Below are 16,128 nucleotides of genomic sequence, written 5' to 3' on the forward strand. Positions count from 1 at the left end.
GAATGCAGCGATCTTGCCGCCAGCAAATGCGGCGCCAGCGTCCTTCGGCGGTAGCGGTTGCGGGTTCAGCGCGACCTTGTCCAGCAGCGAGCCGAGCAGCGAGCCGAGCCCGTGCGGAATCGGCGGATGGCCCGGCGTCGGTGTGCCGCACGGTGGCACATCGTCGACCGACGCGGCCGACGTGCTGGAGGCCGAGTGGGCGGCAGCTTGCTCAAGGGCAATGCTGGACAGTGCATGCAACGAGGCGGTCGAAACCCCGCCACTGACGGCGAAATTGAAAGACATGGGACGCTCCTTTGATCGAGGGGACGGCGCGTGTCGACATGACTGCGACGTGGTGTCATTTCATGGCGTCGAGCGAAACGCAACAAGCCGTGATCTGTCCCAATCGGACGAGTCCGACTGGGATCGACCCCAGCGCGGTGCGCCACTCTGTTCGCCGCGGCTCTGCTCAGCCTGCCCATGCGAGCGCGACGCGCCGGCGCTCAGCTCGCGATACGCGCCACCACCGTGCGGTTGCGGCCATTGTTCTTGGCCTGGTAGAGCGCCCGATCGGCCCGCTCCAGCACATGGCTGGGCGCTTCGTCGGCATCGGTGCCCAGCGCAGCGCCGATCGACACGGTCAGCCGGATCGGCTGGTCTTTCCAGCTCGTCTCGGCGTCACCCAGCGCCTGGCGCAGGCGCTCGGCGGCGCGGCGCACCGTCATGTGCTCGGAGCGCGGCAGCAGCACGCCGAACTCCTCGCCGCCGAGGCGGCCGATCACGTCCACCTCGCGGGCCGAGGCGGTCAGCACCTGGGCCACGGTCAGCAGCACCGCGTCGCCGGCGGCATGGCCCAGCGTGTCGTTGATCTTCTTGAAGTGGTCGATGTCGATCATCAGCACGCCGAAGGGCTCGCCGAAGCGGCCCAGCCAGCGGTGCTGGGCTTCGAGCTGGCGCGTCCACTCGGCGCGGTTGTAGAGGCCGGTCAGGGCATCGCGCTGCGACAGGTGGCGCAGCTTGCGCACCATGCGCTGCAGCGCCATCACCACCATGCTGGCGTGCTGGAGCAGCGTCAACAGCAGGATCAGCAGCGCCGAGGCCACGTTCAAGGGCGTGTCCATCGGCAGCGGCTGCAGCGTGGGCGCCTGGGGAATGAAGCCCACCGTCATGCGCAGCGTGAACATCGCCACGCCGGCCACCAGCGGCGCCACCAGCAGGAAGGCGGTGCGCTCGCCGAACTCGCCGCGCAAGGTCGGGTAGGTCTGCACGCTCATGCGCATCAGCGTCCAGGCCAGGGCACCGCAGGTCAGCATCACCTGGGCCAGGTGCACATGGGCCGCGGGCAACAGCAGGGCCAGCAGGTTCGACACCGTCACCAGCACCAGTATCAGCACGGCTTCGCTGTCGGCCATCGGCTGGCGCAGGAACAGCAATGCGCCGCGGCGCATCGCCAGCACCGACAGCACGCTCAGCACATTGCCACCGCTCATCGCCAGCCAATCCGGCGCCGTGCCGCGGGCCAGGATCAAGGCCAGGCTGAAGGCACAGAACAGCGCCGACCAGGTCCAGTGGCGCGCCGCCCGTTGCGACAGGTTCAGTGCCCGCCCGGCCATCGCCCAGCCGGCTGAAGCCGCGAGCAGCAGCAACAGCAAGGTCAGCAGAGTGAGCGCGACGTTTCCCAGCATCGTCGGGTCATCGACCGAGATAGTTCACAACTTGAGACAATTAGGCCGACACAGAGCATGCTGCGTGCCCGGCGGAACACCCCGTGTGAAGTCTGCACGGCCCCTGTGCTGCGGCTATGCTCGCCACCTGACCCTGCCCTGCCCGCCCCCGACCGGGACCTGACCATGCTGATCAACTTCTTCTTCACGCTGCGCGCGGCCAAGCTGCCGGTCTCGGTCAAGGAATACCTGATGCTGCTGGAAGCGATCAAGGCCGAGGTCATCGGCCCCTCGGTCGACGAGTTCTACTACCTGTCGCGCGCCTCGCTGGTCAAGGACGAAGCCCATTTCGACAAGTTCGACCGTGCCTTCGGCGCCTACTTCAAGGGCGTGGAGATGCTGGCCGACTTCACCAAGGAAGTGCCGCTGGACTGGCTGCGCAAGAACCTGGAACTCGAACTGACGCCCGAGCAGAAGGCGCTGATCGAGAAAATGGGCTGGGACGAGTTGATGGAGACGCTCAAGAAGCGCTTCGAAGAACAGAAGGAGCGCCACGAAGGCGGCAGCAAATGGATCGGCACCGGCGGCACCAGCCCCTTCGGCGCGTATGGCGTGAACCCGCAGGGCATCCGCATCGGCCAGGACAAGGGCCGCAACAAGAGTGCGGTGAAGGTCTGGGACCAGCGCGCCTACAAGGATTACGACGACACGCTGGAGCTCGGCACGCGCAACATCAAGGTGGCCTTGCGCCGGCTGCGCCGCTTTGCGCGTGAAGGCGCCGAGACCGAGCTGGACCTCGACGACACCATCCACTGCACCGCGGCGAATGCCGGCTACCTGGACATCAAGATGGTGCCCGAGCGCCACAACAAGGTGAAGGTGCTGCTGCTGATGGACGTGGGCGGCACGATGGACGAGCACATCCACCGCGTCGAAGAACTGTTCTCGGCCACCAAGAGCGAGTTCAAGCACCTCGAGTTCTATTACTTCCACAACTGCGTCTACGACTTCATGTGGAAGAACAACCGCCGCCGCTACAGCGAGAAGACGGCCACCTGGGACATCATCCGCAAGTACAACAAGGACTACAAACTGGTCTTCGTCGGCGACGCGACGATGAGCCCCTACGAGATCCTGCAGCCCGGCGGCAGCGTCGAATACAACAACGAAGAACCGGGCGCCGAATGGTTGCAGCGCCTGACCCACGCGTTCCCGAAGTTCGCCTGGATCAACCCCGAGCCGCAAGGCGTGTGGCAGTACCGCCAGAGCATCTCGATCATCCAGCAGTTGACGAACCAGCGCATGTTCCCGCTGACACTGGCCGGGCTCGAGGGGGCGATGCGGCTGCTCAGCAAGTGAGGGAAGTGAGAGATTGGCGCGTCTGGGCTGCGGCCCTGCTGATCGCCGCACTCGGCGGCGGCTGCGCCCAGCTGAAGCCGGCACCTGCCGCGGCGGACACCGTGCCACCGCCGCTGGTGCTGGTGGTCGAAGCCCCAGGCCCGTCGAAAGCCTTGCTCGAGCAGCACCTGGACCTGGCGCGGCTGGCGGCGATGCGCGTCGACGAATCCCTGGACGACACCGAATGGGCGCGGCTGATTGCCGCCACGCCCGCGCAAGCCCGCGAGCTGCTGCAGACCGAAGGCTTCTTCGAGGCCACGGTGCAGGTCACGCGGGAAGACACCAGCCCGCCCCGGGTGCGCGTGCGTGTGACACCGGGGCCCCGCGCCGAAGTCGACACCGTGCGCTTGTCCTTCGACGGCATGTTCGCTCAGCAATTGGCCGCCAAGGAGCCGCAGGCCCTGGCGCTGGAGAAGCAGTTGCAGGCCGCCGGCCCGCTGCGCCCAGGCAGCCCGTTCCGCAATGCCGACTGGTCCGAGACCAAGCTGCAGTGGCTGGCCCGGCTGCGTGCGGCCGGCTTTGCCTCGGCGACGGTGCAGCACAGCCAGGCCGATGTCGATGTGCCGACGCGCCTTGCACAGCTCGCGGTCACGCTGGCCAGCGGCCCGCTGTTCCTGGCCGGCCCGCTGCACATCGAAGGCCTGAAGCTGCACGACGAGCGCACCGTGCGGCGCCTGGCCGGCTTCGGGCCCGGCACGCCCTTGACCGAAACGCTGTTGCTGGATTACCAGGACAGGCTGCAGAAGAGCGGCTTGTTCGAGGCAGTGTCGGTCAGCTTCGATCCGGACGCCGCGCAGGCCAGTGGCGCCGCGGTCAGCGTGCGCCTGTCCGAGCTGCCCTTGCAGCAGGCCACCATCGGCGCGGGTTTCAGCGACAACACCGGCCCGCGCATCTCCATCGAACACACCCACCGCAAGCTGTTCGGCGCACGCGTCACCAGCTACAACAAGCTGGAATGGGGCCGCGACGCGCAGAAGCTGACCGCCGACTTCTACAGCCACCCCGGCGAGGACTTCGGCCGCAACCTGCTGGGCGTGCAGGCCGAGCGGGTCAAGGGCGACACCGACACCGTGCTGTCCCAGCGCCTGCGCCTGGGCCGCACCACCGACACGCCGCAGCTCGAGCGCCTGTACTTCGGCGAGCTCCTGCGTTCCCGGCAAAGCCTCAACAGCGGCGGCTTGATCGATGCCCGCGCGATCAGCGGCAACGTTCACCTGGTGCTGCGACGACTGGACAGCGTGCTGCTGCCAACGCGCGGCTACAGCGCGTCGCTGCAATTGGGCGCCGGCCAGGCCAGCAGCAACGTCGGCGAGCGCGGGCCCTTCGGCCGCGTCTACAGCCGGCTCACCGGCTACTGGCCGCTGGGCGGCCAGTGGTTCGGCACGGCACGCATCGAAGCCGGGCAGATCATCAAGCGTGATGCGGTGATCGTGCCGGACGCACTGGGCTTTCGCGCCGGCGGCGACGATTCGGTGCGCGGCTACGCCTACCGCACGCTCGCACCGCTGCGCGACGGCAACATCATCAGCGGCAACGTGCTGCTGACCGGCAGCGCCGAAATCGCGCGGCCGATCTTCGCCAAGCTGCCGGCGGTATGGGGCGCGGTCTTCGTCGACGCCGGCCGCGCCGCCGACAGCTGGGCCGACTACAAGCCCGCGCTGGGCTACGGCGTCGGCCTGCGCTGGCGCAGCCCGATCGGCCCGCTGCGCGTCGACCTGGCCTGGGGCGAAGAGCTGCGCAAGGCCCGGTTGCACCTCTCCGTAGGCATCGCATTTTGAACCCCGTGGACGACAGCCCCGATCCGACGCCAGCCGGTGCTGCCCCACCGGCGCCGCCGCCCAAATCGCGCCGCGCCCGCCGCCGCGCGGCCTGGGCGCTGGCCGTGCTGCTGCTGGTCGTCGTGGCGCCGGTGCTGCTGCTGATCGGCCTGTGGCGCTCCGAATCCACGCTGCCCTGGGGCCTGGGGCAGGTGTCCGGACTGGTCACGCAGGGCGTGCGCGGCAGTTTCTCCAGTGGTCATCTGGAAATCGACCAGCTCGACTGGACCTTGCCCGGCAACGCCGGCCGGCTGCAGCTGCGCGGCCTGGTGCTGCACGGCTTGGAGCTGCAGGACAAGCCCTGGCACTGGCGCGGCCTGCCGCGCATGCGCATCGAGCAGCTGCGCGTGCGCCAACTGACTTTCCGCAGCGGGCCGCCCTCGACCAGCGCACCGGTCGTGCTGACCGACCTGCGTTCGCCGCTGGCGCTGCAGATCCAGTCGCTGCAAGTCGAGACGACGCAAATCGACGAGCTGGCGCCGCTGCTGGGCCTGAAGGCCCGCGTCGACATCGGCGCCGACAACGGCAACTTGCACCGCCTCGACGCGCTGGCAGTCGATTGGGAGCAGGCCCGTCTGCGCGGCAGCCTGCAGATCGGCGCTGTCGATACGCTGGCGCTGCAGGCCCGGCTGCAGGCCGAATCGCTGGGCGGGCGCCGCTGGCAGGCGCAGGCGCAGGCCGATGGGCCGCTGGCGCGCTTTGCCTTGCAGCTGTCGGCCGAAGGCGAAGCCAGCGAAGGCCACGCGGCGCCTGCGCTGCAGGCCAAGGCGACGGTCACGCCGTTCACCGGCTGGCCGCTGGCCGCGCTGACGCTGACGACGCGGCAGCTCGACCTGGCCGCGCTCTCCGCGCGCCTGCCGCAAACCGCCATCAGCGGCAGCGCCGAGGTGCACACCAGCGGGCTGGATCGCAGCGCCAGCGCCAAGCTGCAGCTGGACAACGCCCAGCCGGGCCGCATCGACGAAGCCCGCCTGCCGCTGCGCCGGCTGCTGCTGGACATCGCCGGCGAGCCGCGGCGCCTGGACCAGCTGGCGCTGCAGCACTTCGAGCTGACGCTGGCCGACGCGCAGGCCACCGCCGGCACGGTGCGCGGCAGCGGCCGCTGGTCCGGCGACAAGCTCGAGCTGACGCTGCAGCTCGACGCGGTGCAGCCCGCGCGGCTGGATGCTCGCGCAGCGCCGCTGCGCGTCAGCGGCCCGTTGACGCTGCAGGCCAGCGGCTTGCCGGCTGCAGGCGCCAGCGCGCCGGCCACGCCGCGCATCGCCCTGCAGGCCCAGCTGGCCGGCCAGTCGCTGGACCGCAGCGGCGTGCCGGTGCAGCTGAAGCTGGACGCCGAAGGCGATGCTGAGCATTGGCAGCTGCGCCAGGCCGAAGCCAGCGCCGGCACGGCGCGCGCCACGGCCAGCGGCGAGGCCCGGCGTGAAACGGCCGGCTGGCGACTGGCGCTGCAGGCCCAGCTGGCGCAGTTCGACCCGCTGCCATGGTGGCGCGGCGACGCGAAGTCCGCCTGGCGCCAGGGGCCGCATCGCCTGAACGGCCGCGCCGAGGCCAAGCTGCTGTGGCGCGACCAGCCGGGCACCGTGCGCCCGGCCGGACCGGTTCTGCAGTTGCAACAAGCCTGGCGCGGCGACCTGAAGCTCGACCTGGCCGACAGCGTGCTGGCCGGCGTGGCGCTGAGCGGCCAGCTGTCGCTGGCCAACAGCGATGCCACGCTGAAACTCGGCACCACGCTGCAGGCGGCCGGCAACCGCATGACGGCCGAAGGCCAGTTCGGCGCCGATGGCAACAGCCAGCGCGGCCGCGTGCAGATCGCTGCGCCGACGCTGGCCGCACTCGCGCCGCTGCTGCGCCTGGTCGGCGACGCGGTACCGGCAAGCGCCGGCTGGCTGCCCAGCGCCGGCGCACTGGAAGGCGAGGCCGAGTTCGACGGCCGCTGGCTGGCCTGGCGCAGCAACGGCCGACTGGCGCTGCGCGCGCTGCGCAGCCCGAATGCCGCGCTGGCCCAGGCCGATCTCAGCTGGGCCCATGGCGACACGGCGCAGCAGCCGCTGTCGCTGAAGCTCGCGGCACGCGGCCTCCAGGTCGCGACGCAACCCAGCACGGCCGTGCAGCTGGACCGCCTGACGGCCGATGTGAGCGGCAGCCTGGCCAGCCACCAGTTGCGGCTGTCGGCCGACAGCCCGATGAAGCCACCCGCCTGGACCGAGAATCTGGCCGGCCCGGCCGGCAGCGGCAGCCGCATCGACGCGGCGCTGCAGGGCGAGTGGCAGGCCGGCAACGACGGCAGCCGCTGGCGCCTGCGCAACCTGTCGCTGCGCGGTGGCTCGCGCGACGCGGCCGAAGGCAGCGCCCCGTGGTTCGCCACCAGCCAGGTCAGTGGCGAGTTGGCGCTCGACGCCCGAGGCGCGCCGCTGAACCTGCTGTTGGCACCAGGCCGCGTCGAGCTGCTCAACTCGGCGCTGCGCTGGCAGCAGGTGCAGTGGCAGGCGGCACCTGCTTCGGCGCCCGACGCGTCGCGGCTGAGCTTGTCGGCCGAGCTGGAGCGCATCGATGTCGCGAGCTGGCTGAAGCGCCTGCAACCGACGATGGGTTGGAGCGGCGACCTCAGCATCAGCGGCCGCATCGACATCCGCAGCGACCGCAAGCTCGACGCCGACGTGGTGCTCGAGCGCAGCGGCGGCGACCTGGCCATCACCGACGAGCTCGGCAACCGCCAGGCGCTGGGCCTCACCGACCTGCGCCTGGCACTCGGCGTGCACGATGGGCTGTGGCAGTTTGCGCAAGGCCTGGCCGGCCGCCAGGTCGGCGAGATCGCCGGTGCCCAGGTGATCCGCACGACGCCCGAACGCCGCTGGCCGGCGCCCGAGGCGCCGATGGAGGGCGTGCTGCAGGCGCGGGTGGCCAACCTCGGCGTTTGGGGCACCTGGGTGCCGCCGGGCTGGCGGCTGGCGGGCAACCTGCGGACCACGGCCTCGCTGGGCGGCAAGTTCAATGCGCCGGAGCTGCGCGGCGAGATGCACGGCAGCGGCCTGGGCCTGCGCAACCTGCTGCAAGGCGTGAACTTCAGCGACGGCGACCTGGCAATCACCCTGAGCGGCGAGCGCGCGCAGATCGAGCGCTTCAGCTTCCGCGGCGGCGACGGCAGCCTGACGCTGACCGGCGGCGCCACGCTGGGTGAAAAGCCGACCGCGCAGCTGAAACTGGCCGCCGACCACTTCCGGCTGCTCGGCCGCATCGACCGCCGCATCGTCGCCAGCGGCCAGGCCGACATGAAGCTCGACGCCACCCAGCTGCAGCTGGACGGCCAGTTCAAGGTCGACGAAGGCCTGGTCGACCTGAGCCGCTCCGATGCACCGTCGCTGGACGGCGACGTGAGGGTGCACCGCGCCGTCGCATCGGCAGCGTCGGCGGCCGGCCCGGGGGCCAACGGGTCGGCCGCAGCGCGCTCAGCCGCGGCGCCGGGCGCGGCAGCATCGGCCGCCGGCAACGGCGCAGCAGCCGCCGACGCGCTGCCGGCGCCGCTGCGCAATGCCCAGGTCGCCGTGCGCATCGACCTGGGCGACAAGCTGCAATTGAAAGGCCGCGGCATCGACACCGGCCTGCGCGGCGACCTGCGCGTCAGCAGCCCCGGCGGCCGGCTGGCCTTGAACGGCAGCGTGCGCACGCAGGGCGGCACCTATGCGGCCTACGGCCAGAAGCTGGAGATCGCGCGCGGCGAAATCGTCTTCCTGGGCTCGATGGACAACCCGCGGCTGGACGTGCTGGCGATCCGGCCGAACCTGGACGTGGTGGTCGGCGTCAGCGTCGTCGGCAATGCGCAGAACCCGCGCATCCGCCTGACCAGCGAGCCCGAGATGGCCGATTTCGACAAGCTCTCCTGGCTGGTGCTGGGCCGCAGCCCCGACGGCCTGGGCCGCACCGACACCGCGCTGCTGCAGCGCGCCGCAGTGGCCCTGCTGGCCGGCGGCGATGGCAACAAGGGGCCGACCGACAAGCTGATCGAATCGCTGGGCCTGACCGACTTTTCGCTGCGCCAGTCCGAAGGCGAAGTGCGCGAAACCATCGTCAGCCTGGGCCGGCAACTGTCGCGGCGCTGGTACGTCGGCTATGAGCGCAGCGTCAACGCCACCACCGGCACCTGGCAGCTGATCTACCGCGTAGCCCAGCGCTTCACGCTGCGTGCGCAGTCGGGCGGGGAAAACTCGGTGGACGTGATCTGGTCCTGGCGCTGGTGAGGCAGAATTCGACGCCCGCCGCCGTAGTTCAATGGATAGAACGAGCGCCTCCTAAGCGCTAGATACAGGTTCGATTCCTGTCGGAGGCGCCAGGACATCACTTTCATCCCTTTGCAACTTCACAGAAGTTTGCGCATTCCGGCCGCATCTGGAATGCAACTTTTGTCAGTACCCGCTGTCGTAGAACGCTTGTGGTCCTTATACTGGACCAGGTCGTTCGTGGATGGCACCCTGGCGTGCCAAAGGTGGGTGAAGATGGGTCGCAAACTCAAGGTCGTCGGGCTTCTGTCATTGGGGGCGGTCGCCGGCGCGCTCACCACCATTCAACTGCAGGCCGTCGCGCAGAACTGGATGGCCCCCTACCCGCTGGACGAGTTGAAGCAGCTCGCCAACGTGTTCGAGATGGTCAAGACGACCTACGTTGAACCGGTGGACGAGAAGAAGCTGATCTCCGATGCCATCAACGGCATGGTGTCCGGCCTGGACCCGCACTCGCAATACTTCGACAAGAAGAGTTTCAAGGAATTCCGCGAAGGCACGACCGGCAAGTTCGTCGGCGTCGGCATCGAGATCGGCATGGAAGACGGCCTGGTCAAGGTCGTGACCCCGATCGAAGGCTCGCCCGCCTTCCGCGCCGGCCTGAAGAGCGGCGACCTGATCACCAAGATCGACGACACGGCGGTCAAGGGCCTGACGATGGACCAGGCCGTCAAGAAGATGCGCGGCGAGCCCAACACCAAGGTGCTGCTGACGATCTTCCGCAAGGACGAAAGCCGCAACTTCCCTGTCACCATCGTGCGCGAAGAGATCCACGTGCAGAGCGTGCGCGCCAAGGTCATCGAGCCCGGCTATGCCTGGGTGCGCGTCAGCCAGTTCCAGGAACCGACGGTCGACGACTTCGTGCGCAAGGTCAACGAGCTGTACAAGACCGACCCCAACATCAAGGGCCTGGTGCTGGACCTGCGCAACGACCCCGGCGGCCTGCTCGAAGGCGCGGTGGCGATTTCCGCGGCCTTCCTGCCGCAGGACGTGACCGTCGTGTCCACCAACGGCCAGATCGCCGAGTCCCGCTCCACGCTGAAGGCCTCGCCCGAGTACTACGTGCGCCGCGGCCCGGATCCCCTGAGAAAGCTGCCGGCGGCGTTGAAGTCGGTGCCGATGGTGGTGCTGGTGAACGAAGGCTCGGCCTCGGCCAGCGAAATCGTCGCCGGTGCGCTGCAGGATCACAAGCGCGGCGTCGTGATGGGTGCGCAGACCTTCGGCAAGGGCTCGGTGCAAACCGTGCGTCCGCTGACGGCCGACACCGGCATCAAGATGACCACCGCGCGCTACTTCACGCCCAACGGCCGCTCGATCCAGGCCAAGGGCATCGTGCCCGACGTCTGGCTCGATGAAACCGCCGAAGGCAACGTCTTCGCCGCCCTGCGCATGCGTGAGGCCGATCTCGAGAAGCACCTCGTCAACGGCGAGGAAAAGAAGGACGAAGCCCGCGAGAAGGCCCGCGAGGAAGCCAAGAAGAAGCTCGAAGAGCAGATGGCCAAGAGCAAGGAACCCCCCAAGCCCTTGCCCGAGTTCGGCAGCGCGTTGGACTTCCCGCTGGAGCAGGCCTTGAACCAGCTCAAGGGCCGGCCGGTCGCGGTGAGCAAGACGGTCACCGAGCGCAAGGCCGCGCTGGACGTCGAAACCAAGACCAAGTAAGGCGCCTACCGGCGGCATGACGCCGCCGGTACTGCCCCGCTATTCAGTCGGGCCCCACGGATTCACCGGCTCGCGCCGTCCGACAAGCGGCCATCGGGCTGGCCGCCGGCATCCAGTTCTTGCTTCAGGAAGCGCGAATGCAGCAGGAAGGCACGCGCATCCTGCGATGCCAGGTCGTCACCGAGCTGGCGCACCTTGGTTTCGAGCTCTGCGATCGTGTCCTTGAAGGTGTCCTGCGCCGTCTTGCCGTTGTCCAGCAGTTTGCCGGTGGCATAGGCCGCGGGAATCGACAAGTAGGTGTTCAGCGCTTCGGGCAAGTACTGGATTGCAATGTGCCGGGCGTGGAAACTGTCCTGCAGCGACAAGCTGCCGCGTGAGCGCTCCCACTGGTCCAGCAGGCCCTCGAGCGCCTTGCACAGCTCCAGCACCCGCGCCTGCAGGCTGGCCGGGATGCGGTTGTCCGGGTTGTGCTCGGTGAGCCGGCGCACACCGGACAGGGCCCGCCCCATCGCCTCATTCGCATCGCCTTCGTCGCTGAACTGCAAGGCTTCCCACTTGGGCGCCTGGGTCGACGGAAAACCCAGCCACATGCCGCCGATCACGAATCCGGCGGCATAGGCCAGCACCGCCAGCCCCAGGCCCAGCGTGCCGAGCAGACCCAGCGCCTTCAGCACCAGCACCACGATGGCCAGCCCCAGCCCGCACCAGTTGGCGGGCGAGGCAATCAGGCGCCACAGCTTCGCAGCCATCTCGTCTCTACTGATAGGCCCGGATGTCCTTGAACACGCTGTACAGCGGCGTCTTGCGCGCGTCGAAGACGCGGCCGCCGGTGACGCTGACAAGATCTTTCAGCGCCGCATCGTTGGCTTCGCCGAACAGCACCATGAACACCGGGATGCCGCGCACGTCTTCGGGCAGCGCCGCGTAGTCGCGCTTGAATTGCTCCAGCGAGCGGCCCTTGTTGTTCTCGCCATCGGTGAAGGCCACCACCGAGTACTGGTACTTCGGGTTCTTCTTCTTTTCGTCGAGCATGTGCTTCAGCGAGTCGTACACCGCGTCGTACAGCGCCGTGCCGCCGGTCATGTTCAGCCCGTCCGCGAACTCGCGCACCTTGGCCAGGGTCTGCTGCTTGGCGTCGCTGTCCGCCTGCAGCGCCACGCCCTTGGCGGCGGCGGCGCCGGCCGGCACCTCGAAGGCCGTCAGGCCATACGGCGATTCGGCAAAGGGCTGCAGCCACAGCCGTTCCCGATTCGTCAGCTTGGCGATGCGGCCGGTCAGCGAGGCATCCGCACCGGCGATGTAGTGCATGGCCTGCACCAGTTGCTGGCGGCGGCCGCCGCCTTGCATGCTGCCGCTGGTGTCGAGCACGAAGGTCGATGCGATGGGCGCGCGGAATTCGTTCAGGTAGGCCGCGATCAGGCCATCGGCCAGTGCGCGGTCCGGCGAGAACGGCAGTTCCACCTGCATGCCGCCCTTGGGCAGCAGGTCTTCGACACGTGCGGCGAACTCCGGCTTGATCGGCCGGCGCAGCGTCTGGCGCGCCAGCCACAGCTGGGCGGCTTCACCCTTGAGGTACTCGGCGACCTTCAGGTAATCGGCGCGCTTGCTGTCGTCCAGCAGCATGAAGGGGTAGTCTGCCGTGCTGACCCCTTCATGCGGGTAGATCAGCTGCAGCTTCTCGCGCAGCTTGCCCGAGGCATTCAGGCTCAGCAGCCAGCTCTCGTAATTGATGAAGGCATTGACGCGCGTGCCCTGCTGCAGGATGAACTGCTCGGACAGGTAGGTCGAGTTGTCGCCGGGCAGCTTGTAGCCCTTCAGGAAATCGCTGATCGCGCCGCGGTCGACATCGGCGGCGGTCAGCGCCTCGGCCTTCTGGCTGGCCGCGGCCACCACGCCCATCAGCGCCATGAAGCCCTGGTTCGAGGTGGCGGGGTTGGACAGCGCATACGTCAGCTTGCCGTTGCGCGAAGCCGTGGCGATGTCCTTCCAGCTCAGCTTGGCAGCCACCGCGGGATCGGCCCAGCCCAGGCGCTTGGCGTCCGACTCGCTAACGCCGACGACGATCGGCGACAGCATGATCTTTTCCTGCAGCTTGACGCGCGACTGGCCTTGCGCATCGCTCAGCAGGTACTTGGCATTCGCGAACCACGCGGCATCGGACTTGGCATTGCCGGTCAACACCGCCTCGGTGCTTTCCATGGTGCCGCCGAAGCGGAACTTCAGCTTCACGCCGGTGGCCTTGAGCACCATCTCTTCCAGCGGCTCGACATCCTTCAGGTCGCTGGTGGCCAGCACCTTGAACTCGGTCTGCGCAACCGCTGCCGTGGCCGATTTCGGTGCTGGCGCTTCCTCCTTGCGCTGACAGGCCGCCAGCAGCAGCACCAGCGCGGCCAGGCCCAGCGTCGCGCGCAGTGTCGCAATTCGACGGCTCATCATTGCGTCATCTCCTTGGCCACCGTGTCGATCATCTCGGCCATGATTTCGAACGAGGGCGGATCCACCACCTGCGTGAGGCGCGGCTCCACCGCCAGCCCGGTGGGCTGCACCGCGGCCATGAAGCGCTGCGTGTCGGCGATGCGGAAGCCGTACTCCACGGCAATGCCCTGCAGTTCGGCGTTATTGGCCAGCAGTTCACCCAGCGCCTTGGCGCGCTCGTTGAGCGACACGAAGACCACCTTGTTGACGATGGTGGGCTGCGGGTACAGCAGCACCATGTCGGCGCCGACGCCCTTCTTCGCCAGCGCGTAGTTCACCAGCTGGTTCTCGTAGATGAAGGCCATCGGCGTCTTGCCGATGCCGATGGCCACGTAGTCGTCGAAGTTGCCGTTGACATAGTTCTCCTGGTAGCCCTGGCGCTTGAACAGCTCGACCAGCTTCATCGCCGTCTGCTGCGCGGCGGCGCGGTCGGTGACGATGTCGCCGGTCAGCGCATGGCTGGTCAGCGCCAGGTACATCGCGGCGGAGTTGCTGCGCCGCACGTCGGTGGTCGAGACCAGCACGCTGCGGCTGACGTCATAGGCCGCTGCGTCCTTCAAATCCTTCCACTTCTTCTTCGCCAGCATCGCAGCGGTGAGCTTGGCCATGTCCACCGCATAGACCTTGGGGCTCATCGGCTTGGCCAGGCCGTTGGCCACCAGGATCTTGGCGATCGGCTCCCACGAAGCGATGACCATGGGCGTGAAGAACGGCGAGGCCTGGGCCGCCGCGATATTGGCCTTGCGCGCCGCATCGACCACCTGGTTCGCGGCGACGACACCGGAGGGAAACAGGAAGTCCGGCGACGCCCCGGCGACCACCTTGGCCGCCATCTCCCGGCTGCCGACGCGCACCACGCTGACCGGCAGCTTGTGCGCCGCCAGCACCTTGATCACCCGCGGGTCCTTGAAGAAGGGCTCGACATCGAGGGCGATGATGCCCTTCAACTCCACCGCATTGGCAACCGCCTGGGCTTCCTGCCACTGGGCCTGGTCTTCGCGTTGGCCCCGCAGCGCGAAGAACAAGGCGCCGCCAAACATGCCCGCCAGGGCCAGTGTGATCAACGCCCGCTTGCCTGTCGACATCGCCATGTGTGCGCCATACCCGCCCCGACCACCATGCGAGGCCGGGGGCATTATGCGGCGCGCTAAGGAGGCCGGAAGTCACCGTGCGACGAGTGGCAGCAGACGTCATATGCTCGTGGAGATGAAACCCCCACGCTCACTTCGTTCGCTGCCCCCAGAGACGCCAAAGGCGTCCCTTCGTGACGCTGGGGCGCGTCGGCCCCTTGGGAACGGCCCGGCGGTGCCGACATGAACGACGACCAACTGCTGCGCTATTCCCGCCACGTGTTGCTCGACGAGATCGGCATCGAAGGCCAGCAGCGCCTGCTGCAATCGCATGCGCTGGTGATCGGCGCCGGTGGCCTGGGCTCGCCGGTGGCGCTGTACCTGGGCACCGCCGGCGTCGGCCGCATCACGCTGGTCGACCACGACACGGTGGACCTGACCAACCTGCAGCGCCAGATCGCGCACAACCTGGCGCGCGTCGGCCGGCCCAAGGCCGAATCGGCCCGTGACAGCATCGCCGCGATCAACCCCGATGTGCAGGTGATGCCGGTACTGCAGCGCGCCGATGCAGCGTGGCTGGACACCGCGGTGGCCGAGGCCGACGTGGTGCTGGATTGCAGCGACAACTTCGCCACCCGCCAGGCCGTGAACCGGGCCTGCGTGGCCCATCACAAGCCGCTGGTGGCCGGTGCCGCGATCGGCTTCGACGGCCAGATCTCGGTCTACGACACCCGCCAGCCCGAGGCGCCGTGTTACGCCTGCCTGTTCCCGCCCGAGGCCACCGTGGCCGACGCGCACTGCGCGACGATGGGTGTTTTCGCGCCGCTGGTCGGCATCATCGGCACGATGCAGGCGGCCGAAGCGCTGAAGCTGCTCACCGGCGTCGGCCGTTCCCTGGCCGGGCGCTTGCAGATGCTGGATGCGCGCACGATGGAGTGGACCGAGATCCGCGTGGCCCGCCAGCCGGACTGCCCGGTGTGCGCACAACGCGCCACCTGAGCGGCAGTCCGAGCGGTTTTCAGAGCGACCGTCCGAGCGGCCGCCTCACCGATGGGTCAGCTGCCCAGTTCGTCCGCCAGTGCCAGCAGATCGTCCACCGTGTGATGCGGTGTGCCCTGCGGCGCCGGGGCCGGCAAACCGCTGCGCCGGACCCAGGCGGCCCGCAGGCCGGCGTTCAGCGCGCCGTCCACGTCCAGCGCGCCATCGTCACCGATGTGCAGCACCTGCGCCGGCGCCACGCCGAGTTGCCGGCAGGCGGCATGGAAGATCATCGGCGCGGGCTTGCCGACGCCGAACTCGCGTGCGCTCAGGCTGGCGCGAAAGAAGCGGCCGATGCCGATGCGCTGCACATCGGCATTGCCATTGCTCAGCGCCAGGATCGGCCAGCGTGCGGCCAGGCGCTCCAGCGCCGGCAGCGCATCGGCGTACAAGTCCACCTGCTGGCGCGCGGCGAAGAAGGCCTCGAACGCAGGTTCGGCCAGCGCCGGGTCGTCACCCTGCTGCTGCAAGGCCAGGCGGATCGATTCGCGGCGGATGCGGCTGAAGTCATGCGCCCAGTCGGGCTGCCGGCGCTCCACCTCATTGCGCAAGGCGCGCAGCGTGCGCGTGTCGTGCGCCGCCGCGGTGGCCGGGGCGTGGTGGTGCAACCACTCCATCAGCAGGTGCTCGGCGCGTTCGATCGCCGGCCACACCGGCCACAGCGTGTCGTCCAGGTCCAGGGTCAGTGCCAGCGGTGTCATGTCGGCGTTGGGGGTTTGATGTCGGATCGTAAGCGCTGCGCTTTGGCTTA

Annotated in this window: 11 protein-coding genes and 1 tRNA gene; 6 read left to right on the top strand and 6 right to left on the bottom strand. The window is 68.7% G+C overall.

Annotated features, from left to right (window positions below; all coding sequences use genetic code 11):
* Nucleotides 1-285: hypothetical protein (locus VLK61_RS19880; RefSeq protein ID WP_325423363.1), on the bottom strand; the 285-nt coding region annotated here is incomplete at its 3' end.
* 200 nt (nucleotides 286-485) lie between these two features.
* Entirely contained in the window at nucleotides 486-1,667 is a 1,182-nt protein-coding gene (locus VLK61_RS19885; protein ID WP_325423364.1) for a sensor domain-containing diguanylate cyclase, read from the bottom strand.
* A gap of 165 nt (nucleotides 1,668-1,832) precedes the next feature.
* Between VLK61_RS19885 and VLK61_RS19890 the strand changes: the two genes are divergently transcribed.
* The 5 genes from VLK61_RS19890 to VLK61_RS19910 all read left to right on the top strand — a co-directional run bounded on the left by VLK61_RS19890 (nucleotide 1,833) and on the right by VLK61_RS19910 (nucleotide 10,794).
* Nucleotides 1,833-3,005, top strand: a complete 1,173-nt coding sequence (locus VLK61_RS19890) for a vWA domain-containing protein (RefSeq protein ID WP_325423365.1) — start codon at nucleotides 1,833-1,835, stop codon at nucleotides 3,003-3,005.
* Nucleotides 3,006-3,010: 5 nt separating this feature from the next.
* A complete protein-coding gene (locus VLK61_RS19895) occupies nucleotides 3,011-4,822 on the top strand; it encodes an autotransporter assembly complex protein TamA (RefSeq protein ID WP_325423366.1) in 1,812 nt (603 codons plus the stop codon).
* A gap of 5 nt (nucleotides 4,823-4,827) precedes the next feature.
* The gene (locus VLK61_RS19900; RefSeq protein WP_325423367.1) at nucleotides 4,828-9,096 is read left to right on the top strand and encodes a translocation/assembly module TamB domain-containing protein; all 4,269 of its coding nucleotides are present in this window, start codon (nucleotides 4,828-4,830) and stop codon (nucleotides 9,094-9,096) included.
* A gap of 17 nt (nucleotides 9,097-9,113) precedes the next feature.
* A tRNA-Arg gene (locus tag VLK61_RS19905) sits at nucleotides 9,114-9,188 on the top strand.
* Between the two features lie 163 nt (nucleotides 9,189-9,351).
* Nucleotides 9,352-10,794, top strand: a complete 1,443-nt coding sequence (locus VLK61_RS19910; protein ID WP_325423368.1) for a S41 family peptidase — start codon at nucleotides 9,352-9,354, stop codon at nucleotides 10,792-10,794.
* A gap of 62 nt (nucleotides 10,795-10,856) precedes the next feature.
* Here the strand turns inward: VLK61_RS19910 and VLK61_RS19915 are convergent, their stop codons facing one another.
* Genes VLK61_RS19915 through VLK61_RS19925 form a run of 3 tightly spaced genes read right to left on the bottom strand, consistent with a single transcriptional unit; the run spans nucleotide 10,857 to nucleotide 14,360 of the window.
* Nucleotides 10,857-11,543 (bottom strand): hypothetical protein, encoded by a 687-nt coding sequence (locus VLK61_RS19915; protein ID WP_325423369.1) that lies wholly within the window; start codon nucleotides 11,541-11,543, stop codon nucleotides 10,857-10,859.
* 7 nt (nucleotides 11,544-11,550) lie between these two features.
* Nucleotides 11,551-13,230, bottom strand: coding sequence for a vWA domain-containing protein (locus VLK61_RS19920; RefSeq protein ID WP_325423370.1), 1,680 nt, complete (start codon nucleotides 13,228-13,230; stop codon nucleotides 11,551-11,553).
* Nucleotides 13,227-14,360 (bottom strand): hypothetical protein, encoded by a 1,134-nt coding sequence (locus VLK61_RS19925; RefSeq protein WP_325423371.1) that lies wholly within the window; start codon nucleotides 14,358-14,360, stop codon nucleotides 13,227-13,229. Before VLK61_RS19925 ends, VLK61_RS19920 begins: the two co-directional genes overlap by 4 nt.
* A 222-nt stretch (nucleotides 14,361-14,582) precedes the next feature.
* On the opposite strand from VLK61_RS19925, the gene VLK61_RS19930 reads away from it, so the two are divergent.
* Nucleotides 14,583-15,338: a HesA/MoeB/ThiF family protein gene (locus VLK61_RS19930; protein WP_325423372.1), complete on the top strand. Its 756-nt coding sequence runs from the start codon at nucleotides 14,583-14,585 to the stop codon at nucleotides 15,336-15,338.
* Between the two features lie 56 nt (nucleotides 15,339-15,394).
* On the opposite strand, the gene VLK61_RS19935 is transcribed toward VLK61_RS19930, so the two are convergent.
* Nucleotides 15,395-16,078 carry an HAD family hydrolase gene (locus VLK61_RS19935; protein ID WP_325423373.1) on the bottom strand — a complete coding sequence of 228 codons (684 nt, stop codon included), beginning with the start codon at nucleotides 16,076-16,078 and terminating at the stop codon, nucleotides 15,395-15,397.
* Between the last annotated feature and the right edge of the window lie 50 nt (nucleotides 16,079-16,128).

The sequence above is a fragment of the Aquabacterium sp. genome (assembly GCF_035476535.1).
Taxonomy (GTDB): domain Bacteria; phylum Pseudomonadota; class Gammaproteobacteria; order Burkholderiales; family Burkholderiaceae_C; genus Pseudaquabacterium.